Here is a 22,644-nt window from a genome sequence, read left to right on the forward strand (position 1 = left end):
GTCCGTGACGTTCGCGAGCGCCCCTGTAGTGGGGCAGGACACCAGCAGCATAAGCGAGGTTTGAAGAGCGGGGATAGGTATACATTCACAAGTGCGTGAACGGCGTACTTTCGTGCCCGGACGCAAGCCCGCGCTACCATCCCTCCAGCACGATCTTGCCGCGCGATTTAGCGGACTCGATCAGCGCGTGCGCGCGCTTGAGGTTCCCGGCGTTGATCGCGCCAAACGTCTGATCGAGCGTCGTGCGCAGCACGCCGTTGTCGATCAGGTCGGCAACGTCATTCAACAGGTGGTGCTGCGCGATCATGTCTGCGGTCTGGAACGAACTGCGGGTGAACATCGACTCCCAGTGGATCGAGACGGCCTTCCCTTTGAAAACGCCGACATTGAATTCCGGCGGATCGTCGATCAATCCGAATTTGCCTTGCGGTGCGATGAGTTCTGCCAGCGCCTTGTAGTGCTGATCGGTAGCAGTCAGGCTCGCGATCAGCGCCACCGGTGGAAACTTCAGCTTCTCGATCTGCTCCTGCATCGGTCTTGCATGGTCGATCACGGCATGCGCGCCGAGATCGAGGCACCAGGTTTGCGATTCCGGCCGCGATGCCGTGGCAACCACGGTCAGCCCCGTCAGCCGGCGCGCGAGTTGGATCAGGATCGATCCGACGCCTCCGGCGCCGCCGATGATCAGCAGCGTGCGAGGATCGACGCTCTTGCCCGGCGCTGCGCCGAGACGGTCGAACAGCAATTCCCACGCCGTGATCGAAGTCAGCGGCAATGCTGCGGCCTCGGAGAACGACTGCGTCTTCGGCTTGACGCCGACGATGCGCTCGTCGACCAGATGAAATTCCGAGTTGGTGCCCTGGCGTTGGATCGAACCGGCATAAAAAACTTCATCGCCGGGCTTGAACAGCGTCACGTCGGACCCGACGGCGTCGACCACACCGGCGGCGTCATAGCCGAGAATCCTGGTTTCACCCTCGGGCGGCGCGGCCCGCTTGCGTACCTTGGTATCGACCGGGTTCACCGACACCGCACTGACCGCTACGCGAATGTCCCGCGCCCCGGGTTCCGGCTTTGCGGCCTCGAAATCAACCAGTGATTCCGCGTCTCCGATGGCGAGGGATTTTTTGTAACCGACGGCCTTCATCGGGCGCTCTCCTGTATCCTGAAGGTTCGACATCTACTGCTATGTCTGTAGGGGATTGGCAAGGTTGATCCGATGGGCGGACCTCGTCGGGGGCCGCAGCCGAGAAGGTCATAGCTTCCGTCACTTCTATTCGAGCGGTGAAAAGCCTATATTGCTCCGGTCAACGTCCGGGATCTATTCATGACATTTTTTCGCATTTGTGCGGCCCTCTTCGTCGTGACGGCCACGATGACCCAGGCAAGCGCGCAAGACCGGCGAGTGCCGAACTCACCGGCTGAAGTGAAATTGTCCTACGCACCGATCGTGCAGCGCGTCCAGCCGGCCGTGGTCAATGTCTACGCGGCCAAAGTGGTGCAAAACCGCAATCCACTGCTCGACGATCCGGTCTTTCGCCGCTTTTTTGGAGGTGGTCCGCAGCCGGAGCAGATGCAGCGCTCGCTTGGTTCCGGCGTGATGGTCGATTCATCCGGTCTTGTCGTGACCAACAACCATGTCATCGAGGGCGCTGATCAGGTCAAGGTGTCGCTCTCGGACAAGCGGGAATTCGAGGCCGAAATCGTGCTGAAGGACAGCCGCACCGATCTCGCGGTGCTGCGTCTGAAAGACAGCAAGGAGAAATTTCCGACCCTGGATTTCGCCAATTCCGATGAGCTGCTGGTAGGCGATGTCGTGCTTGCAATCGGCAACCCGTTCGGCGTCGGACAGACCGTAACGCACGGCATCATATCGGCGCTGGCGCGCACCCAGGTCGGAATCACTGATTATCAGTTCTTCATCCAGACCGACGCTGCGATCAACCCCGGCAATTCCGGCGGCGCGCTGGTCGACATGACCGGCCGGCTGGTCGGAATCAACACCGCGATCTTCTCGCGTTCCGGCGGCTCGCAGGGCATCGGCTTTGCTATTCCCGCCAATATGGTGCGCGTCGTTGTTGCCTCCGCCAAGAGCGGCGGCAAGGCAGTGAAGCGGCCGTGGCTCGGCGCACGCCTGCAAACGGTGACGCCGGAAATTGCCGAGACGCTCGGGCTCAAGCTGCCGAACGGAGCGCTCGTCGCCAATGTCACGCCGGGTGGCCCCGCGGCGCGGGCCGGGCTAAAACTGTCAGACTTGATCGTCGCTATAGACGGCCAATCGATCGACGATCTCAATGCCTTTGATTACCGCTTCGCAACGCGCTCGCTCGGCGGCACCGCCCAACTCGATGTCCAGCGCAACGGCAAGCCCGTCAAGCTCGTCGTGCCGCTTGAAGTCGCGCCCGATACCGGGCGAGATGAGATCGTCTTGACCGGACGCTCTCCATTGCAAGGCGCCAAGGTCGCGAACATTTCGCCGGCGGTTGCTGACGGGTGGCATCTGGATACGGGTACCGAAGGCGTGGTCGTGACCGATCTGGCCGACGGCGGAACGGCTGCCGGGGTCGGATTCCAGAAGGGCGATATCATTCTTGCCGTAAACAACAAGAAGATCGAAAAGACCGCCGACCTGGAAAAGGCTACCCGCGAACCCGCGCGGCTCTGGCGTATCATTGTGGTCCGTGGCGGCCAGCAGATCAACGTCACGCTCGGCGGATGAGCCCCAAACGCCCACGCGACGCTGCAAACCTGTTCGCCGCGGCGGGCCTGGAGAACGACGCGCCGCATCCGCTGCCGGATCGGCTCCGTCCGCGCACGCTGGCCGATGTCGTGGGTCAGGATCACGTTCTCGGACCGGACGGCGCCCTGACACGCATGCTGGCCACGCGCACGCTGGGCTCCCTGATCTTCTGGGGTCCGCCGGGCACCGGCAAGACTACGGTGGCGCGGTTGCTGGCGGACGCAACCGAACTGCATTTCGAGCAGATTTCGGCGGTATTTTCCGGCGTGGCCGACCTGAAGAAAGTGTTCGAGGCCGCGCGCGCGCGCCGCGAAATGGGCAAAGGCACCCTGCTGTTCGTCGACGAGGTGCATCGCTTCAACCGCGCGCAACAGGATTCGTTTCTGCCTGTCATGGAAGACGGCACGGTGGTGCTGGTCGGCGCCACCACGGAAAATCCGTCGTTCGAACTCAACGCCGCTCTGCTGTCACGAGCGCGGGTTCTGGTGTTTCAAGCGCTCGACGCGGACGCCATCGGGAAGCTGTTTGCGCATGCGGAAAAGGTCGAAGGTAGAAAACTGCCGCTCGATGACGAAGCTCGTGCCGTACTGGTGCGGATGGCCGACGGCGACGGCCGCGCCGCGCTGACATTGGCCGAGGAAGTCTGGCGCGCCGCGCGCAAGGGCGAGACATTCGACGCCGGGCAGTTACAGGACATCCTGCAGCGCCGCGCCCCAATCTACGACAAGTCCGCCGACGGCCACTACAACCTGATCTCGGCGCTGCACAAGTCGGTGCGAGGCTCCGATCCCGATGCGGCGCTGTATTATCTTGCGCGCATGATGGATGCCGGCGAGGATCCGCTGTTCTTGGCGCGTCGCGTGGTCCGCATGGCGGTCGAGGATATCGGTCTTGCCGATCCGCAGGCGCTGATGATCTGCAACGCCGCGAAGGACGCTTATGATTTTCTCGGCAGTCCCGAAGGTGAACTCGCCATCGCGCAGGCGGTGATCTATCTCGCCACCGCGCCGAAATCCAACGCCGCCTACAAGGCATTCGGCGCGGCGATGCACACCGCCAAGGAGCGCGGTTCGCTGCTGCCGCCCAAGCATATTCTCAATTCGCCGACCAAATTGATGAAATCGGAAGGTTACGGCAGCGGCTATGAATACGATCACGACACCGAGGAAGCATTTTCCGGACAGGATTACTTCCCGGAAGCCCTGGGCCGCCAGACCTTCTATGATCCGTCGGATCGCGGGTTCGAGCGGGAAATTCGCAAGCGTCTGGACTATTGGGCCAAGCTGCGCCGGGACCGACGCTGACTTAATTTGCCCGCCTGTTCCGCAAAAGTAAAAATTTCGCCCGTCAATTCGGTATCGTCGGTATTGATCGAATAAACCTCCGACATATGGCTGTGCTGAAGCAGCAGGCCCGCGGTGATACACCCGCTGGGACGCTTGCAGGCGGCATCCCTGAAAAGCTTGAACTGCTGCATAAAGGTTGGTGGATCGAGTTCGGCCGCAGCGATCATCAGCGGCGTGTTCGACCTCAGCAAGCCCTGCAGCGAGGAGCGGTCGGCATAACGCGAGGGGTCGGCGCCGAAATACGCGATCTCCGGATCGCCCGCCGATGTCGCGGTCAGATCGTAAATTCCGGACAGCATGATGGCGCCGGCCAGCCCGCCACCCCTGATTTTGTAAAACTCGGGATGAGAAACATAGCTGGCGACGTGAACGGCACCCGCAGAATGTCCCATCAGGAAAACACGAACGGGATCGCCGCCGCGTTCCGTTATGTTTTGCGATACCCATTGAACTGCCGCGGCCAGATCCTCCGCGCCGGCCGGCCAGGTTGCTTGCGGCGCCAGCCGATAGGTTACGTTGATGCCGACAAAACCGTTTCTCACCGCCCACAACATGACATTGTCGTAGAACGGGCTGCCGGGCGGATGCTTGTTTCCGGCAACGAAGCCGCCGCCGTGGACGTAGATCAAGACCGGCCGGAACGAAGAGCCTGCCTCTGGCGTGAAGATGTCGAGCAGATTGCGCTCCGCAGGGCCGTATTTGACGTCGCGTTCGACCCTGACGCCTTGGTATGGCTCTTTTTCCTGCAGCGGCGCGTAGAGCGGGGCGGTCTTTGGCGGGTCGACCACGCGGCCGATCTCCAGCAGTCCTGCGGCGATATCGGCGGGCATTGGGCCGTTCTGGGCCCATGCCGGGGCCGCTGTCATGATGCATGTTGCCAGCGCCGACAAAACTGCTTTGACCGATGCCATGCGCATCCTCCTTATTTTCTTTTTGGCCGGAGGGCCTGCCCGGTCCATGATGACCGATCCATGATGACCGATCTTGGGCGGAATTTGTAATGATTTCGCCGTGACGATTAGCGGCTTTTGCGGTACCCCAACAGTGCACTTCGGAGCTGAAACGATCATGAGCCGTCGCGTCAAAAGACCCCTTGTAAAATCCCGCGCGTCTCGCGATCGCCCGAAGGGCGCAAACCCATATCGGGCTGGCTCGCAAGTGGCTCGCCATGCCCCTCAGGATGACGGCCGTAAAAGCGGCGCCCTCGCAATTGCCCGGGAGCGGATCGCGCCGCCGCCGTTGCCGACCAAGGTCCAGACCGTCGCCGTAACGGCAGATGAAGCCAACATGCGCGTCGATCGTTTTCTTGAGGCGCGCTTTCCCGGCCTGTCGTTTTCACACATCCAGCGTATCGTGCGCAAAGGCGAGTTACGGGTCAACGGCAAGCGCGCTGACAGCAAGGATCGGCTGCAAGAGGGGCAAAGCGTCCGCATTCCACCCCTAAAACTCGACGCGCCGAAGGCCGGACTAAGTTTTTCGGAAGCTGCGAGAAAAACCCACGACGCCCTCAAGGACATGATCCTGTTTGAGGACGATGACGTAATGGTTCTCAACAAGCCGGCGGGCCTTGCCGTGCAGGGCGGCTCCGGCATCACGCGCCACGTCGATCAGATGCTGGAAACCATGCGCGATGCGAAGGGCCAGCGCCCGCGCCTGGTGCATCGCCTCGACCGCGAGACGGCGGGATGCCTTCTGGTCGCCAAGACCCGCTTCGCCGCGACGGCGCTGACTGGATCCTTCCGCCATCGTTCGGCGCGAAAAATCTATTGGGCGCTGGTCGCGGGCGTACCCAAGCCGAAGCAGGGGCGCATCTCGACTTATCTGGCGAAGGAAGAGAACGAAGACGATTCGATCATGCGTGTCGCTGCCCATGGCGACGAAGGCGCCAGCCACGCCGTGACCTATTACGCCGTGGTTGAAACCTCGGCGCAGAAGCTCGCCTGGGTGTCGTTGAAGCCGGTAACCGGGCGTACCCACCAGTTGCGCGCGCATATGGCCCATATCGATCACGCCATCGTCGGCGATCCCAAATATTTCAACAAGGAAAACTGGCAGTTGCCTGGAGGCCTGCAGAACCGGCTGCATCTGCTGGCGCGGCGAATCGTGATCCCGCATCCGCGCGGCGGTTTCATTGATGCAACCGCACCTCTGCCGCCGCACATGCTGCAATCCTGGAACCTGCTGGGTCTGGAAGCAGACCGGTTCGATCCGATCGAAAACGCGCCGGAAGAATGATTGAGGGGTAGCGGAACAATTAATTCGTCATCGCTAGACGGGTCGAAGGTTTATCCAGATGCATCCTGTTGCTATCTAACAGGTCATTGTCCCTGCTCGAGGAAAGCAAGATTGATGCGCGAGTTGTTTGAGGAAGTCGATGGCGGTTGGCCGCTTGATCCGCAGGAGGCGGTGCGGCGCACGACGCGCGGGCCGCAACGCAAGCGCTTTTACGCCAGCGCCGCTGTCTCTGAAGTGCCCGACGGCTTTACAATCACCCTCGACGGCAAGCCGCTGCGTACGCCGTCGCGGCACGTGCTGGTAGCGCCGAACCGGAGAATCGCCGAGGCCATCGCCGCGGAATGGGATGCGCAGAAAGAGATGATCGATCCGACCACGATGCCGCTGACGCGGCTGGCGAACAGCGTCGTCGAGGCGGTCCGGGATCGGGTAGGTGCGGTCGCCGACGACGTTGCGAAGTATCTTCACTCGGACATGCTGTTCTACCGCGCCGGCCACCCGGAAGCTTTGGTTGCGCGGGAGGCCGCGCATTGGGATCCGCCGCTGTTCTGGGCCGCGGATACGCTTGGCGCGCACTTCATTCTCACCGAGGGTGTCGTGCATGTGCGCCAACCGGATCAGGCCATCGCCGCGGCACGCGTCGCGCTGCCCGACGATCCCTGGTCGATCGCCGCACTCCATGTGGTTACGACGGTGACGGGCTCCGCGCTGCTGGCATTGGCGCTGCTGCACGGCGCGCTCGACGAGGATCAGGTCTGGGCCGCCGCCCATGTTGATGAAGACTGGAATATCGCGCAATGGGGCGTCGACGAGGAAGTCGCAGCGCGCCGTATGGCGCGGTTCCTTGATTTCAGAGCGGCTGCAGGCGTTCTGAAGGCGCTGGATTCCCAGGGCAGTTAACAAAGGGTTTACGACGCTTCGGTAGCGTGCGGTCCAACGAGGCTGCGGCATGCCGATTTCCGTCAATCCGATCTTTCCGGTGATCGCCGCCCAAGGCGCGGCTCCTGACGTCGTGCTGCAGCCGGGAACCGTGATTGATGCGCAGGTGCTGAAGATACTTGCCAACGATCTGGTGCGGATTGCGATCGCCGGCGTGTCGATCGAGGTGGTGTCGGAAATTCCGCTGCAGGTCGGCCAAGCCTTGCAGCTTGCGGTGTCGCAGACGCCGGAAGGGGTCAAGCTCGCGGCGGTCGGGCAAGGCGGCGCGATGCGTGGGGAAGGCGTACCGGCATCGGCGGCAGAGCATACTGGTTCTTCCGATGTCGTATCGCCGGACCTGATCAGCCCTGCGATCAATGCACCTGCCGCCGCCGCAGCGAAGCCGGCGGCGAATCCGACGTCACCAAAACATCTATTGACGCTCCCGGAAGCGATGGCGGTGTCCGCCGCGGCGCAGACCGCAGCCGCACGTCAGGGAAGCCTCGCACCGTTGTTCGCAAATCTCGCAGCAATTGCCGGTTCCAACGCGCTTCCGCCGAAACTGCAACAGGCAGTCGCGCAGTTGCTGGCGCTGCGTCCAAATCTGGATCAGAACCTTAGCGGCGGCATCGTCAAAACCGCGTTTCGGAATTCCGGGCTTTTTCTGGAGTCATCGCTTGGGTCGAAATCTGCAGCGCCAGCCCGCGAGCCCGATCTCAAGGCGGCACTTGCCGTACTGCGGCAAACGCTGCTGACGCTCGGCGGCATAGCCGCGCTGGACGGCAAATCGTTCCCGACGTCAACTTTTCGGCCGCAGGGGTTGGTTGCCGGGCAGGTGCGCCCTGATATTGCCTTGGACATCTCTCCCGACATGGCAGGCCCGGCACCCCGGCCGCAGATTGCTGCGGTGCCCGCGCTAGGACCGTCATTAGCGCCGGAAATCGACGTGGAAGAAGTCTTCCTGCCGCAGGCGCGCTTGCCGGTCGCGGACGATTTTGCGGAATCGAATGGAGTCAGCCGCATTTTTACCGCAGCCGGAATGCCGTCCAGTACCGATCACGTAACGCGCCCGGCGGTTACGGCCGCCATATTGAGCCTGTTGCAGGAAGTCCCCCAGGCTCTCCTGCAAAAGGCTGGCAACTCGCTAGGGCCGGTATTGAACGAGGACATTCCTCGCGGTCCATTGCCGTCACCGAGTGAACAGCGCACGTTGCATAACGACGACGGGACAACGGCCCGCGCTGCCGCGCCGCCGCCGTTTCGCGGCGCCCTGCCGTCGGCGCAGCCTGTTGTGCCGCCGTCACTTGCACCCGATGTACCACAGCAATCTGCCGTTCGGCATCTGCTTGACGAAACCGACGCCGCCCTTGCGCGCCAGACCTTGCTGCAGGTGGCGTCGCTGCCGGAGCGCGCCGAGGTTGCCGGGACGCGAACCGATCCTGCCGCGCGCTGGAATTTCGAGATACCATTCGCGACACTGTCCGGAACGGCCATCGCGCATTTCGAAATCTCGGGCGACGGGAACGGAAGCACAATCGGTGCAGCAAAGCGGGTGTGGCGGGCGCGCTTCTCGCTGGATGTCGAGCCCGCCGGCCCGGTTCATGTTCTGATATCGCTATCCGACGACACGACTTCCATACGCATGTGGGCCGAGCGGCCGGCGACCGCCACACAGCTGCGCGCCGGCGCGTCGCAACTCAGCCAGGCCTTGCACCGCGCCGAACTTCAGTCCGGCGATATCGTGATCCGGCAAGGCGCGCCGGCGCAATCGGCGCCACCGCCGGCGGGCCATTTCCTGGATCGCGCCCTATGAGTGCCGAAACGAAGCCGCAACTTGCCGTCGCGCTGCATTACGACAAGGCCGGCGCGCCGCGCGTCGTTGCCAAAGGCAGAGGCAGCATCGGCGAGAAAATCATAGAAGTTGCCAGAGCCCATGATATCCCGATCGAGCAAAACGAGATGCTCGCAGGCGCGCTCTCCAATGTCGAACTTGGTGACGAAATTCCGGCGGAACTCTACAAGGCCGTCGCTGAAGTGCTGGTTTTCGTGCTGCGGCTGTCGGGACGGGCCCGTTAGGATTCGTCCCCACTCCGTCATCGTTTTACCACGATACACGACGAAACGTCGCGGCTGTCTCTCTCATCGGTGCTGCATTGATCAATCGCCGCCACGCCCTCGGTCTTCTTGCCGCTGCAGCAGTTGCGCCCCCCGCGGCCGCCAACGTGGCACCTCAACGCAGCGAAATCCGCGACAGCCTGGCGAAGCGGTTTACCGACGAAGGCACGGCCGGCACCTTTGTCGGCTACAAGGCGGAGGACTATTTGGTCATCGCCAGCGATAACGACCGTTCAGGACAAGCGTTCCTTCCGGCATCGACGTTCAAGATTCCGAATTCATTGATCGCGCTGGAAACCGCCGTGGTCGGCGATCCCGACAAGGATGTGTTCAAGTGGGATGGCGTCAAGCGCAGCATCGAGGCTTGGAATCAGGACCACACGCTGCGCTCGGCGATCGCTGCTTCTGCAGTGCCGGTGTATCAGGAAATCGCGCGCCGGATCGGTCTGGAACGGATGCAGAAATACGTCGACCTGTTCGAGTACGGCAATCGCAATATCGGCGGCGGCATCGATCAGTTCTGGTTGACGGGAGATTTGCGCATAGATCCGATCCAGCAGATCGATTTCGTCGATCGCTTGCGGCGCGGCGTGCTGCCGATTTCGAAACGCAGCCAGGACTTGACCCGCGATATCCTGCCCGTGACCAAGGCCGGCGATGCAACGATCCGTGCCAAGACCGGCCTGCTTGGTGCCGAACTCGGCAAGCCGTCGCTTGGCTGGGTGGTGGGCTGGGCCGAGAAGGGCAGCGAGCACACCCTGTTCGCCCTCAATATGGACGTTCGCGAACCGCGACATATTCCTGATCGCATGCGGCTGGCGCAGCAATGTCTGACCGATATCGGCGGGATTTGATCCGGCACAGATGTTCCGCATCATTCGGCTAGCGTCGGCGGCAGGGCTGGATTAGCATTCCGTGCATATAAAAACGCACGGAGGAATCCCATGAAAGCAGCGTTCTGGATGTCGTCGCTCGCGGTGGCCGCGGCCGGCGGATGGTTTGCGGCGACGATGTTCGCGCCGCCTGCAACAGGCAAGGAACCGCGCTTTCCGCAACTGACCATGGATCAGCTCAATGAGGCGCAGAAGCCGCTCGGCGAACAGATCATGAAAGTCTCGAGCGTCGGCCTCGGCGGGCCCTACAATCCGATGATCCGCAGTCCGGTGCTGGGCCAGAGGTTGTACGACCTGTTTTATTATCTGCGCTGGCAGACTTCGGTGCCGACCAAACTCAATGAGTTCGCAATTCTCATCATCGGGCGGCAATGGCGTTCGCAGGTCGAATGGTACGCGCATGCGCCATTGGCGGCGAAAGCCGGGCTCTCGCCGGAGATTATCGCCGAGTTGAAGGCCAGCAAGCGACCCTCAAACATGGCTGAAGATGAAGCCGTTGTGTACAATTTCGTCACCGAGCTCACGACCACGCAAAAAGTCTCGGACGAGACCTACGCGCGCGCCAAGAAGGTGTTCAACGACCAGCAGATTGTGGACTTGACCGCGGTGGCAGGTAATTACGTCATGGTGGCAATGCTGCTGGCGATGGCGGAAGAAACCACGCCGCCGGGCAAAGAGCCGCCGTTCAAGGTCGGCGAAAAGTAGGCTGTAAGCCGGGCTTGCTCCCCCGCGTATCCTGCGGTGGCGTCGATCACGCGCCCGGAACGGTGTCTTTGTTTCGAACAGAACGGAAAGCGTCATGGGACTTCTGGTGATGATCCTCGGGCTGGTGCTGTTTCTCGGCGTTCACACGCTGACCACGCAGCGCGACGTGCGCGCGCGGATCATCGCATCGGCAGGCGAGGGTGGTTACAAGATCGGCTATTCGCTGGTATCGGCAGCCGGACTTGCGCTGATCATCTGGGGGTTTGCACGTTATCGCGCGACCGGATGGATTGACGTCTGGTTTCCGCCTGTTGCATTGAAGCATATCGCGGTGGCGCTGATGCTGCCCGCGGTGATCCTGGTCGTGGCGTCCTACATCCGTGGCCGCATCTACGCCACTCTGAAACACCCGATGCTCGCCGGCGTCAAATTGTGGGCCGCCGCGCATCTTCTCGCCAACGGGGATCTCGGTTCGATCATTCTGTTCGGCTCGTTTCTGGGATGGGCGGTATTCGACCGCATCTCGCTGAAACACCGTAGCGATACCGGCGCGCCGCCGACCGCTGTCGGCGGTCCGGCCAACGACCTGATCGCGGTTGCCGTCGGCGTCGTCGCCTATCTGGCTCTCGCCTTCGCATTTCATCCTGTCGTAATCGGCGTGCCCGTCATCGGCCTATAAACGTTGGGAGAAGGCCTCGGCGCTGGAGTGATCGCAGGCCGACTTTGCCTTGTCGCCGCCATATCGATAGGGTATCGCCGCCGCGGTATCGGGATTGACCGGGCGGCGGTCCAGCGCGGCAATCAGGGGGCGGGATAGCTTTAAGTGTCTGAATTATTTGATGAAGTCGACGAGGAAGTCCGTCGCGAACAGCTCAAGAAGCTGTGGGAGCGGTATTCGCTCTTTATCATCGCCGGTGCGATTCTGATCATTGCCGCGGTAGGCGGCTGGCGCGGCTACCAGTATTTCGAAGCCAAAAAGGCAGCCGAGGCGGGTGCCGCGTTCGAGGCCGCCGCAGAGCTTTCCGAGCAGAATAAGCACGCCGAGGCCGAAGTCGCCTTTACCAGGCTCGCCGCCACCGCGCCTTACGGCTATCGTATGCTGTCGCGGCTGCGCGCTGCGGCGGAGGTTGCGATGCGCGATCCGCAGTCGGCTGCAAAACTTTACGACGACATATCGGCCGATCGCGGCGTCAATGCGCCGGAACAGGATCTGGCGAGAATTCGTGCGGCCGGCCTTCTGCTCGATACCGCCACCTACAGCAACATGCTGCAGCGCCTGGAGCCGGCTACGGCGCCCGGCGCGACCTATCGCCATACCGCGCGGGAATTACTTGCGCTGTCGGCCTGGCGCGCCAACGATGCCGCCGCGACCCGGAAGTGGCTGGATGTCATCGCCAACGATGGCGAAACGCCGGCGAGCCTGCGTTCACGCGCCGAAGCGTTGCAGGCCTTGTTGCCTCCCGTCGCCAAGAGCTGAAAAAATAGAGTGAGAAATTGTCCATGCGCTCGCAACGTCTCATTGCCGCTGTTGTCGTCATTGCGCTGTCGGGCGCGCTAGCCGGCTGCAGTTCGAGCTTGAGCAATTGGGATCCGACCGACCTGCTTGATTTTCTCGATACGAAGAAGAAGCTGCCCGGCGAGCGCAAACCGGTTTTCCCGCAGGGTGTGCCGGGTCTGGAGCAGGGTGTGCCGAAGGATCTGTACAAAGGCGCAGCCCAGCCGCAGGAAGCCCCGGCCGTCGCCGCGGTTCAACCCGTCGAACAACCGAAGCCGAAAAGCGCCGCGAAATCCAAGGGCAGGGGCAGCCAGCCTGCTGCGGCTCCCGCGCAGGATTCCGCTCAAGCGCCGGATGGCGAGGCGGCGCCGGAGGAAGAGGGTTCCACTGCCGCCGCGCCGCCTGCTCCGAAACCCAAGAAGATCGTTCGTCGGCGGACCACGGCGCCGCCGCCCGATGCATCTGCGGCGCAACCAGCGGCCCAGTCGCAGCAATCGGCTTCGCCGTTTCCGGCGCCAATGCCCAGCGGCACGTTCCAGCGCTGATTGCGCCTTCATCGCATTGACATGCGCTTCCTGAAAGGCGCAGGGATCGCTCATGTCCTTCACTATCGCCATCATCGGCCGGCCCAATGTCGGCAAGTCGACGTTGTTCAATCGGCTTGTCGGCCAGAAACTAGCGCTGGTCGATGACGAGCCCGGCGTCACGCGTGATCGCCGCCAGGGCGAGGCGCGGCTCGGCGATCTCGAATTCACCATTTTCGACACTGCGGGTCTTGACGAGGGCGCGAAGGGTTCGCTGATTGCGCGGATGCGGGAGCAGACCGAGGCCGCGATATCGGCCGCCGATGCGCTGATGTTCGTGATCGATGCGCGCGCGGGTCTGACGCCGAACGATCGTTGGTTTGCCGACTTCGTACGCCGCGCCAACAAGCCGGTAGTGCTGGTGGCGAATAAAAGCGAAGGCAAGCACGGGGAAGCCGGCGCGATGGAATCCTACGCGCTGGGTCTCGGCGAGCCGATTCAGATTTCCGCCGAGCATGGCGAGGGCCTCAGCGATCTCTACGACGCGTTGCGGGTGCTGATGCCGGAGCCGGTCGAGGAACCGGAGGAATTCGACGACGATGAACTCATTCCATCCGATGAGGATTTGTCGAAGCGGCCCATACGGGTCGCCATCGTCGGTCGCCCCAATGCGGGAAAATCCACGCTGATCAATCATCTGCTCGGCGAGGAACGCCTGCTGACATCGGCCGAGGCCGGTACTACCCGCGATTCCATTTCCGTCGAGATCACCTGGCAGGGCCGTGACTTCTGCGTATTCGATACCGCGGGGTTGCGGCGGCGCTCCAGAATCGAGGAGAAGCTTGAAAAGCTTTCGGTCGCGGACGCATTGCGCGCGGTGCGCTTCGCCGAAGTCGTGGTCTTGATGATGGACGCACAAAACAAGTTCGAGGAGCAGGATCTGCGCATTGCCGACCTGATCGAGCGCGAAGGCCGCGCGCTGGTGATTGCGGTCAACAAATGGGATTTGATGGGGCGACAATCGGGTTTGGTAAAGGCGCTGCGCGCCGAAGCCGATCACCTGTTGCCGCAGGTCAAGGGGATGCCGATCGTCGCGGTGTCCGGCCTGATGGGTGAAGGCATCGACCGCCTGATGACCGCGATCGAGGATGCCTACGCGGTGTGGAACAGGCGGGTGCCGACAGCCGCGCTTAATCGCTGGTTCGAGCAGGCGGTGGACGCCAACCCGCCGCCCGCGGTATCGGGCCGGCGGCTCAAGCTGAATTATGTCACCCAAACCAAGGCCCGGCCGCCGAGTTTTGTAGTGTTCTGCTCGCGCGCCGATGCGGTTCCGGAATCCTACCTGCGGTATCTCGTCAACAGCCTGCGCGCCTTCTTCGATCTGCCGGGCACGCCAATTCGGATCACCCTGCGCGAGAAGGCCAACCCGTTCGCGCACAAGCGCAAGCGGCGATCGTGAGTTAACCGCCATGGGTGGGCGCATCAAAGCGCCTTCATGACGGCGATGACGAACGAGCTATTTTAGGGCGTCCGACGTCAATTTGAATTTCTGGACGCGCTTTCCGGTATCGACCTCGGCGGTATAGACGCTGCCTTGCTGATCGACCGCCATCGCATGAATCCAGTGAAACTGGCCGGCGTTGCGGCCGTTGCCGCCGAACGTACCGACCACGCTGCCGTCGTCGCGCTTCAAGACGCGGATCTCATTGTTCTCGCCGTCGGCACTGAGCAAATAGGTTTGCTTCGGATCCGGCCAGACCGCGACGTCCCACACCGCGCCATTGCCCAGCGTATTTTTCTCGTAGAAAAACTCTTTGACGAAGGTGCCATCCTTCTTGAACACCTGGATGCGGTTGTTGATGCGATCGCAGACATAGACCAGCCCATCGTTAGTGACCTTGACGCAATGCACGGGGTTGCCGAACTGCTGCGATACCGGCGCTTTCGGATCATAGGCGGCCTGCTTGTCGTCATTCGGCTTGTTGCCATAAGCGCCCCAATGCCTTTTGTATTCGCCTGTGGTGGCGTCGAACACGATGACGCGGCGGTTGCCGTAACCATCCGCGATGTAGAGCTCATTGGCATCCTTGTCGAAGGTGATTTCGGCGGGCTTGCCGAGCTGCGTCGTGTCGTTGCTGCCCTTGGTCGGCGCGATCTTGCCGATCTGCATCACGAACTTGCCGTCACCGGTAAATTTCATCGCGACGTTGTCGTTGTCGGCATTGCCGGTGAGCCAGACATTCCCCTTGTCATCGACTTCGATGCCGTGTTCGCGGCCGACCCATTCATAACCTTCGCCGGGGCCGCCCCATGAGCGTAGCAGGTTGCCATCGCTGTCGAATTCCAGCACCGGTGGCGCCGATACGCAGCATTTCGAGCGCGGTGGCGTCAATGCCGCGCCCTTTTCATCATCGGTGAGCGAGCGCGGCCGGTGGATGACCCAGATGTGCCCCTTCGAATCCGCGGTGATGCCGCCGACCTGGCCGATGATCCAGTTGTTCGGCAACGGTTTGGGCCACGACGCATCGACGGCGAATGTAGGAACGTCACCCGCGCGTGCGGTTTGCGAAACCGCCGCCGTGCCGATCAGCGCGGCCATCGCGATCACAGCGGAAATAGTTCTGGTCATGGTATCCTCCCGAAATATTCCCTGCGGATTTTTCCGCTTGGCAGGGAGTGAATATCGCTGCCCTGCAGGAGTCAATCGAAGAGGCGTTACCCGGGGCTGCGAAAACTCATCAGGGCGCGGGTCTTGTAATCATAGAGCTTGCCGGTCTCGGTCCAGTCCGGCGCGCACATCGGCACGATCAGTTCCGCGACCTGCTCCGGCGTATCCAATGTCGCCGGGTCTTCGCCGGGGAAAACCGTCGCCCGCATGCGGGTGCGGACCGGACCTGGATTGAAAAGGTTGATCCGGATCGGCGTCGACGCGGTTTCGTTGGCCCAGGCGCGCACCAGCGTCTCCAGCGCCGTCTTCGACGCCGCATAGGGTGCCAGATAAGCGGGCGCCGTGCTGGCCGCAGCCGATGTGATGAATACCGCGCGGCCGGCGTCGGATTGCTTCAGCAACGGTTCCATGCAGCGGATCAACTGGAAATTGGCGGTGACATTGATGGCCATCACGTCGTTCCACGGCTTCAGCTCGATATGGCCCAGCGGCGACGAAGGCCCGGCGACACCGGCGTTGCCGACAAGGATGTCGAGCTTGCCGTGACGGTCATTCAAGGCAGCGCCAAGCCGCGCAATGCCGTCGAAATCGGTGAGATTGAGCGGCACCAGCGTGGCGCTGCCGCCATCCCCGCGAATTTCGTCGTCGAGTTCTTCGAGGCCCGCTTGCGTTCGCGCTACGGCTACGACATGCGCGCCCGTTTTGGCCAGCGCCCGCGCAGTGGCGTAGCCAAGACCGCGCGACGCGCCCGTGACCAGGGCGATGCGCGAGGCGAGGGGAAGGGGCATGAGATACTCCGTTATGCCCGGGCCTGTCCCGGGCATCCACGTCTTTGCGGCACGGTTTTATAGACGTGGATGGCCGGGACAAGCCCGGCCATGACGAACAACAACGGATGACTTGGGTGTCAGCTCGCTTCCGCCAGCAATGACAATTGCCGCGGCTGCGGTTCGACCTGGGTCTGATCGGTGAGGTGCGTCGGATATGCGCCGGTGAAGCAATGATCCGAGAATTTCGGATTGGCGGGGTCGCGGCCCGGCTCCCCCATGGCGCGGTACATGCCGTCGATCGACAAAAACGCCAACGAATCCGCGCCGATGATCTCGCGCATCTGCTCGAGGCTGTGGGTCGCAGCCAGCAGCCCGCCATGATCAGGCAGATCGATGCCGTAATAATCGGGGTGAATGATCGGCGGCGAGGCAAGGCGGAAGTGCACTTCGCGCGCGCCGGCGTCGCGCATCATGCGCACGATCTTTCTCGAGGTGGTGCCGCGCACCAGTGAATCGTCGATCAGGATGATGCGCTTGCCTTCAATGGCGGCGCGATTGGCCGAATGCTTCATGCGCACGCCGAGTTCGCGCACGCTCTGGGTGGGCTGGATGAAGGTGCGGCCGACATAATGGTTGCGGATGATGCCGAGTTCGAACGGCACGGCGGAATACTGGCTATAGCCTACCGCGGCGGGCACGCCGGAATCCGGCACCGGCACCACGACATCCGCCGCGACATGGCTTTCACGCGCGAGCTGTGCGCCGAAGGCCTTGCGAACTTCATAGACCGATCGCCCGCCGACGATGGAATCCGGTCGCGAGAAATAGATGTATTCGAAGATGCAGGGACGTGACGGTTTGGGCGGAAACGGTTTGTGGCTCTGCACGCCGCGCTCGTCGAACACGATCACCTCTCCAGGCTCGACGTCGCGAACGTATTTTCCGCCGATAATGTCGAGCGCGCAGGTTTCCGACGCCAGGATCGGACAGCCGTCGAGTTCGCCCAGCACCAGCGGGCGGATGCCGAGCGGATCGCGGGCGCCGATCAGCTTCTTGTTGGTCAGCGATACCAGCGCCCAGGCGCCTTCGATGGCGCGCAGCGCCTCGATGAAGCGGTCGATGAAGCGGTTGCGCTTCGACTGCGCCACCAGATGCAGGATGACTTCCGTGTCGGTGGTCGATTGCATCATGGCGCCGTTGCGCACCAGTTCGCGGCGCAGGCTTAGCCCATTGGTGAGATTGCCATTGTGGCCGACGGCGAAACCGCCGGCGTTGAGTTCGGCAAACAGCGGCTGCACATTGCGCAGGATGGTTCCACCGGTCGTGGAGTAGCGGGTGTGCCCGACGGCGGCATTGCCGGGGAGACGCTCGATCACTTCGCGGCGGGAAAAAGTATCGCCGACGAGGCCAAGCCGGCGCTCTGAATGAAATCGTGAGCCGTCGAAAGAGACGATGCCTGCGGCCTCCTGGCCGCGATGCTGCAAGGCGTGCAGTCCGAGAGCGGTGATCGCAGCGGCGTCGGGATGACCGAAGATGCCGAATACCCCGCATTCCTCGCGCAGCGTATCGCCACTCAGGTCGGGATCCTGCAGATCGCAATCCGGCAAGCGTGGGTCGGCAAGATCCAGATGAAGTTGTCCGGCGTTATCGCAAGGGCTCGGGTTCTCGTCCATCGCACCTCTCTTTTGGCCGGGAATCAGCGTCCCGTCGGCTTGCCATCGATCAGTTTTTTAAGCTGATCGCGGGCAGGTTTGGTGTATCCATCACCGGTACCCGGGGTGGCCGGCTCGGTGTCGGTTTCCTCATCCGGCTTGTTCTTCTTGAATCTCTTCAAGATGGTGTTCTCTGGGTCATCGGGCAAGAGAGCCATCAGCCAATCGCCGGTTCCCTGCAGCACCACGCGCGACTTGGCGCCGTTGACCCAGTCGGGCCGCTGCTTGTCGGGAACCAGCCAGCTGAAAAACAGGAATGCGACCACCACGATCAGCAGGCCGCGGGCCAGTCCGAACAGGAACCCAAGGGTACGGTCGAGCGCGCCGATCCTTGAATCCAGAATCATGTCCGAGATACGCACGGTGACGATCGAAACCACGATCAGCGTGCCGATGAACACGCCGCCGACGACCACGACGCTGGCGACGGTGTCGTTGTTGAAATAGGTTTTGGCGGTCGGAAGCAGCTTTGAGAAGGCATAAAGCGTGACCAGGGCCGCGGCACCCCAGGCCGCGATCGACAGGATTTCCCGCATGAAACCGCGAACCATCGCGAGCAGTCCGGAGATCAGCATCACCCCGAGCAGGACAAGATCGAGTATCGTTATCGGCATCGGCTGGTCAGGTCCGCTCGTAAGTCTTTAAAACCGCGAATCGGCGTGTCGGTGCCGTCTTAACTGACGGTCAACCGGCGCGTCCCGCAAGGCCCGAAATCGTGCCGGCCAGGCTGCGCGGGTTGTATAGCGGCGGCGGCCGGCAAGGTCACGCCGCTTTAGCCGTTCTCGCGACGGAATCGAGCCGGTGTGGCATTTTTCTCAAGGGCTGCGCCTCGAGCGCTGCCGCGCGCGGCAATGTCGGCGACCAGGCTGGTCAGGCTTGCGACGGTCGTAAGGGACAGTCCGCCGTCACCGCCGGAGTCGCCGCGCGCCGATTCGGGCAGCACCGCGCGGCCGAATCCGAGTTTCGCCGCTTCCTTGAGCCGGGCCGACGTCTGCGCCACCGGCCGCACCGCGCCGGACAGCGAAATCTCGCCGAAATATACCGCGTCGACCGGCAATGGCGCATTCGCCAGCGACGACACCAGCGCTGCCGCGGCGGCGAGATCGGCGGCCGGTTCCTGGATGCGCAGGCCGCCGGCGACATTGAGATAGACGTCATGGCCGGACAGTTTGACGCCGCAATGGGCCTCCAGCACCGCCAGCACCATCGACAGCCGGCTCGGGTCCCAGCCCACTACGGCGCGGCGCGGCGTGCCGAGCGAGGTCGGCGCCACCAGCGCCTGCAATTCCACCAGCACCGGCCGGGTGCCCTCGATGCCGGCGAACACCGCGGTACCCGGGCTGCCGAGATCACGCTCCGACAGGAACAGTTCGGACGGGTTGGAGACTTCGCGCAGGCCAAGCCCGGTCATTTCGAACACACCGATCTCGTCGGTCGGACCGAAACGGTTCTTCACCGCGCGCAAAATCCGAAACTGCTGCGAGCCTTCGCCTTCGAACGACAGTACCGCGTCGACCATGTGCTCGACCACGCGGGGACCTGCGATCTGGCCGTCCTTGGTGACGTGGCCGACCAGAATGATCGCGGCGCCCGATTTTTTTGCAAAACGGATCAGTGCCTGCGCCGAGGCGCGGACCTGCGTCACCGTGCCCGGTGCCGATTCGACCGTATCGGCCCACATGGTCTGGATCGAATCGATCACGATCAGGCGCGGCGCCGCGCCTTCCGACAAGGTAGAGACGATGTCCTCGACGGAGGTTTCTGCGGCAAGCTGCACCGGCGCGTCGGCCAGGCCGAGCCGCTCGGCGCGCAGCCGCACCTGCGCCACCGCCTCTTCGCCGGAAATGTAGACCGCGCGGTGGCCGGCGCGGGCGAGCAGGGAGGTTGCCTGCGTCAGCAGCGTCGACTTGCCGATCCCGGGATCACCGCCGACCAAAAGTACCGAACCGCGTACAAAACCGCCGCCAGTGACGCGGTCAAGTTCGGCCATGCCGGAAGGCAGGCGCGGGGCCTCAAAGCTTTTGCCGGTCAGCGTCTCCAGCGCGAACAACCGGCCCTTGCGGCGGGAACGGACGCTCACCGGCATCGCCGTGGCGCCGCTGGTGTCTTCCTCGACCAGTGTATTCCACTCGCCGCACGCCTCGCACTTGCCGGCCCACCGGTTATAGGCCGCGCCGCAATTCTGGCAGACAAAGGAGAGGGCGGATTTGGCCATGGGAAGACGAGTCGCCGTCAGGAGTACGCCGCGTTGCATAGCATGGATAGTCCCGCCGCAAGCATGATTGCGTCCATCACCAGGCGGAACGCATTGGCATCCAGCCGCAGTACGAAGCGCTTGGCGATGAAGGCGCCGAACATCAGCGACGAGCCCGCGATCAGGCCTTTCAGCGCGGTCTCCGGGCTGAGCGCGCCGAAACGCTGGAACGTCACCGATTTGCTTAAATAAAGCCCGAGCGAACTGGCGGCTTCGGTGGCGAGGAATGCGCCCTTGGCGAGGCCATAGAACAGGAACAGCGGCACGCTCAGGGGGCCGGTCGAAACCACGATCCCGGTGAGATAGCCGATCAGCGCGCCGCCGATGGCGAGGTGCCAGAGCGACAGCTTGAAATCGTGCCGCGCCAGCCAGTGCCGCACCGGCACCATCGCGATCAGAAACAGGCCGATCGAAATATCCACCGCGTGGGACGGCAGCACCAGGAGCGTTCGCGCGCCGAGTGCCGCGGCCGGAATGCCGGTCAGCGAATACGCCGCACAAGCGCGCCAGTCGACCTCGCGCCACCATGCCAGAATCCGCGACAGGTTGGCCATTACGGCCGCGACCGCCATGATCGGCACGGCTTCTTTCGGCCCATATTGATAGACCAGCACCGGCATCAGCATGATCGACGAGCCGGTGCCGACGATGCCGCTGATGGTGCCGGCGATCAGGCCGACCGCGAGGACGAAGAGGAAATTCAAGTCGTGCTCCGCGGTCTGTTCAGCCTGCCGTGCAGGCCAGATTTCGAATCCGATGCGTACTTACAACCTAGCCATGGGCTCGCGCGTCTCATAGTCTCCAGCAAAACAGGTGCTGCAACCGAAAAATGGGAGGAATGTGATGACCAGATGGCTGATTGCCTGCGCGGCTGTCCTGTTGCTGGGGACGGCGCAGGCCGCCGACGCTCCGAAATTTCAGGTCGATCCGGCATGGCCGAAGCCGTTGCCCAACAACTGGATCATGGGCCAGGCCGCGGGAGTAGCAGTAGATGCGCAGGACCATGTCTGGGTGGTCCAGCGCCCAAAGACCCTGACCGATGACGAAAAGGCGGCGAGTCTGTCCCCGCCACGAACCAGATGCTGTGTGGCAGCCCCGCCGGTGATGGAGTTCGATCAGGAGGGCAATCTGGTCAAGGCGTGGGGCGGCAAAGGCGAGGGTTTCGACTGGCCGGAGAACGAGCACGGCATCTATATCGATTCGAAGGGATTCGTCTGGCTGGCCGGTAACGGCGAGCACGACGGACTCATTTTGAAGTTCACCCGCGACGGCAAGTTCATGATGCAGATCGGCAAGCAGGGCAACCAGACCGACAGTCTGGACACCACGCGGCTTGGCAAGCCTGCGAACATGACGGTCGATGCCGCCGCCAACGAGGTCTATGTCGCCGACGGTTATTATAACCATCGCGTGATCGTGTTCGACAGCGAAACCGGGGCGTTCAAACGGCAGTGGGGCGCCTATGGCAAGCCGCCGACCGACCTGAAGATGCCGGCCTACGATCCGTCGGCGCCGCCGTCACAGCAATTCGGCAATCCGGTGCATTGCGTGAGGATCGCCAGTGATGGTCTGGTCTATGTTTGCGACCGGATGAACGATCGCATCCAGGTGTTTCGAAAAGACGGAACGTTCGTCAAGGAGATGTTCGTCGAGAAAAACACGCTGGCGAACGGCTCGGTCTGGGATCTTGAAATCTGGCCCGACGCCAACGAAACCTTCCTGATCAACGCTGACGGGGCCAACAACGAGGTCCGCACGCTGTCGCGGGAAACCGGAGAAACCATTGGCCGCTTCGGCCGCAACGGCCGCATGGCCGGCGATTTCCACTGGGTTCACAATCTGGCGCTGGACTCCAAAGGCAATATCTTCACCACCGAAGTCGATACCGGCAAGCGCGCGCAGAAATTTCTGTTCAGGGGAGACATGGTGCTGAAGCGCAGGACGCCGTAGCCCCGGACGCAGCGGCAGCGCCACAGGCTGCATCGCGCCCGAAACACGATCTCAGTCGTCATGGCCGCACAAGGCCGGGCATGGCGGCGTGTTGGCGTCCCAGCGCTGCGTAGCGCCGCATCACGCCCGGGACACGATAGGTCGTCATGGCCGGGCTTGACCCTACTGGATGCACACATCTCATCGTCATTGCCGGGCTTGACCCGGCAATCCATCCTGCTTTGCAAAAGTCTTTTGCCAAGAGCAATGGATGCGCGGGTCGAACCCGCGGTTGACGCAGCGTGTGGTGCGGCGTCTTGCAATATCGCGCTCCACGGGG

At 62.6% G+C, this 22,644-nt stretch carries 21 protein-coding genes; 13 read left to right on the forward strand and 8 right to left on the reverse strand.

Features of this window, described 5'->3' with window-relative positions:
- Positions 1 to 133: 133 nt before the first annotated feature.
- Positions 134 to 1,147, reverse strand: coding sequence for a zinc-binding alcohol dehydrogenase family protein (locus tag ACFE72_RS22165; RefSeq protein ID WP_375415275.1), 1,014 nt, complete (start codon positions 1,145 to 1,147; stop codon positions 134 to 136).
- A gap of 180 nt (positions 1,148 to 1,327) precedes the next feature.
- Between ACFE72_RS22165 and ACFE72_RS22170 the strand changes: the two genes are divergently transcribed.
- Positions 1,328 to 2,719 (forward strand): DegQ family serine endoprotease, encoded by a 1,392-nt coding sequence (locus tag ACFE72_RS22170; protein ID WP_375415276.1) that lies wholly within the window; start codon positions 1,328 to 1,330, stop codon positions 2,717 to 2,719.
- Positions 2,716 to 4,044 carry a replication-associated recombination protein A gene (locus ACFE72_RS22175; protein WP_375415277.1) on the forward strand — a complete coding sequence of 443 codons (1,329 nt, stop codon included), beginning with the start codon at positions 2,716 to 2,718 and terminating at the stop codon, positions 4,042 to 4,044. The genes ACFE72_RS22170 and ACFE72_RS22175 overlap by 4 nt, the downstream gene beginning before the upstream one ends.
- Here ACFE72_RS22175 and ACFE72_RS22180 read toward each other — a convergent pair.
- Positions 4,011 to 4,997 carry an alpha/beta hydrolase gene (locus ACFE72_RS22180; RefSeq protein ID WP_375415278.1) on the reverse strand — a complete coding sequence of 329 codons (987 nt, stop codon included), beginning with the start codon at positions 4,995 to 4,997 and terminating at the stop codon, positions 4,011 to 4,013. The two genes, ACFE72_RS22175 and ACFE72_RS22180, sit on opposite strands and share 34 nt — an antisense overlap.
- Positions 4,998 to 5,154: 157 nt before the next feature.
- Between ACFE72_RS22180 and ACFE72_RS22185 the strand changes: the two genes are divergently transcribed.
- The 10 genes from ACFE72_RS22185 to der all read left to right on the forward strand — a co-directional run bounded on the left by ACFE72_RS22185 (position 5,155) and on the right by der (position 14,430).
- Positions 5,155 to 6,321 carry an RluA family pseudouridine synthase gene (locus ACFE72_RS22185; protein ID WP_375415279.1) on the forward strand — a complete coding sequence of 389 codons (1,167 nt, stop codon included), beginning with the start codon at positions 5,155 to 5,157 and terminating at the stop codon, positions 6,319 to 6,321.
- A 114-nt stretch (positions 6,322 to 6,435) separates the two neighbouring features.
- Positions 6,436 to 7,221: an ATP12 family chaperone protein gene (locus ACFE72_RS22190; protein ID WP_375415280.1), complete on the forward strand. Its 786-nt coding sequence runs from the start codon at positions 6,436 to 6,438 to the stop codon at positions 7,219 to 7,221.
- 49 nt (positions 7,222 to 7,270) lie between these two features.
- Positions 7,271 to 9,052 (forward strand): flagellar hook-length control protein FliK, encoded by a 1,782-nt coding sequence (locus ACFE72_RS22195; protein WP_375415281.1) that lies wholly within the window; start codon positions 7,271 to 7,273, stop codon positions 9,050 to 9,052.
- Positions 9,049 to 9,315: an EscU/YscU/HrcU family type III secretion system export apparatus switch protein gene (locus ACFE72_RS22200; RefSeq protein WP_375415282.1), complete on the forward strand. Its 267-nt coding sequence runs from the start codon at positions 9,049 to 9,051 to the stop codon at positions 9,313 to 9,315. Before ACFE72_RS22195 ends, ACFE72_RS22200 begins: the two co-directional genes overlap by 4 nt.
- A 77-nt stretch (positions 9,316 to 9,392) precedes the next feature.
- Positions 9,393 to 10,208 carry a class D beta-lactamase gene (gene blaOXA, locus ACFE72_RS22205; RefSeq protein WP_375415283.1) on the forward strand — a complete coding sequence of 272 codons (816 nt, stop codon included), beginning with the start codon at positions 9,393 to 9,395 and terminating at the stop codon, positions 10,206 to 10,208.
- 90 nt (positions 10,209 to 10,298) lie between these two features.
- On the forward strand, positions 10,299 to 10,952 hold the full coding sequence (locus tag ACFE72_RS22210) for a carboxymuconolactone decarboxylase family protein (protein ID WP_375415284.1): 654 nt from the start codon (positions 10,299 to 10,301) through the stop codon (positions 10,950 to 10,952).
- A gap of 94 nt (positions 10,953 to 11,046) precedes the next feature.
- Positions 11,047 to 11,631, forward strand: coding sequence for an NnrU family protein (locus ACFE72_RS22215; protein ID WP_375415285.1), 585 nt, complete (start codon positions 11,047 to 11,049; stop codon positions 11,629 to 11,631).
- 144 nt (positions 11,632 to 11,775) lie between these two features.
- Positions 11,776 to 12,429, forward strand: a complete 654-nt coding sequence (locus ACFE72_RS22220; RefSeq protein ID WP_375415286.1) for a tetratricopeptide repeat protein — start codon at positions 11,776 to 11,778, stop codon at positions 12,427 to 12,429.
- A gap of 23 nt (positions 12,430 to 12,452) precedes the next feature.
- Positions 12,453 to 12,992, forward strand: coding sequence for a hypothetical protein (locus tag ACFE72_RS22225; RefSeq protein ID WP_375415287.1), 540 nt, complete (start codon positions 12,453 to 12,455; stop codon positions 12,990 to 12,992).
- A 52-nt stretch (positions 12,993 to 13,044) separates the two neighbouring features.
- Positions 13,045 to 14,430, forward strand: a complete 1,386-nt coding sequence (gene der, locus ACFE72_RS22230) for a ribosome biogenesis GTPase Der (RefSeq protein WP_375415288.1) — start codon at positions 13,045 to 13,047, stop codon at positions 14,428 to 14,430.
- 57 nt (positions 14,431 to 14,487) lie between these two features.
- Here der and ACFE72_RS22235 read toward each other — a convergent pair whose 3' ends face one another.
- The 6 genes from ACFE72_RS22235 to ACFE72_RS22260 form a co-directional block, all read right to left on the reverse strand.
- The gene (locus ACFE72_RS22235) at positions 14,488 to 15,570 is read right to left on the reverse strand and encodes a hypothetical protein (RefSeq protein WP_375415295.1); all 1,083 of its coding nucleotides are present in this window, start codon (positions 15,568 to 15,570) and stop codon (positions 14,488 to 14,490) included.
- A 116-nt stretch (positions 15,571 to 15,686) separates the two neighbouring features.
- Positions 15,687 to 16,427: an SDR family NAD(P)-dependent oxidoreductase gene (locus tag ACFE72_RS22240; protein WP_375415289.1), complete on the reverse strand. Its 741-nt coding sequence runs from the start codon at positions 16,425 to 16,427 to the stop codon at positions 15,687 to 15,689.
- A 119-nt stretch (positions 16,428 to 16,546) separates the two neighbouring features.
- Positions 16,547 to 18,082 carry an amidophosphoribosyltransferase gene (gene purF / locus ACFE72_RS22245; protein ID WP_375415290.1) on the reverse strand — a complete coding sequence of 512 codons (1,536 nt, stop codon included), beginning with the start codon at positions 18,080 to 18,082 and terminating at the stop codon, positions 16,547 to 16,549.
- Positions 18,083 to 18,105: 23 nt separating this feature from the next.
- Complete coding sequence (locus ACFE72_RS22250; RefSeq protein WP_375415291.1) at positions 18,106 to 18,735, reverse strand: CvpA family protein; 630 nt, start codon at positions 18,733 to 18,735, stop codon at positions 18,106 to 18,108.
- A gap of 158 nt (positions 18,736 to 18,893) precedes the next feature.
- Complete coding sequence (gene radA, locus ACFE72_RS22255; RefSeq protein ID WP_375415292.1) at positions 18,894 to 20,336, reverse strand: DNA repair protein RadA; 1,443 nt, start codon at positions 20,334 to 20,336, stop codon at positions 18,894 to 18,896.
- Positions 20,337 to 20,353: 17 nt separating this feature from the next.
- Complete coding sequence (locus ACFE72_RS22260) at positions 20,354 to 21,079, reverse strand: sulfite exporter TauE/SafE family protein (RefSeq protein ID WP_375415293.1); 726 nt, start codon at positions 21,077 to 21,079, stop codon at positions 20,354 to 20,356.
- A 139-nt stretch (positions 21,080 to 21,218) separates the two neighbouring features.
- Between ACFE72_RS22260 and ACFE72_RS22265 the strand changes: the two genes are divergently transcribed.
- Entirely contained in the window at positions 21,219 to 22,325 is a 1,107-nt protein-coding gene (locus ACFE72_RS22265) for a hypothetical protein (RefSeq protein ID WP_375415294.1), read from the forward strand.
- Positions 22,326 to 22,644 lie beyond the last annotated feature (319 nt).

Source organism: uncultured Bradyrhizobium sp., assembly GCF_964252615.1.
GTDB lineage: Bacteria > Pseudomonadota > Alphaproteobacteria > Rhizobiales > Xanthobacteraceae > Bradyrhizobium.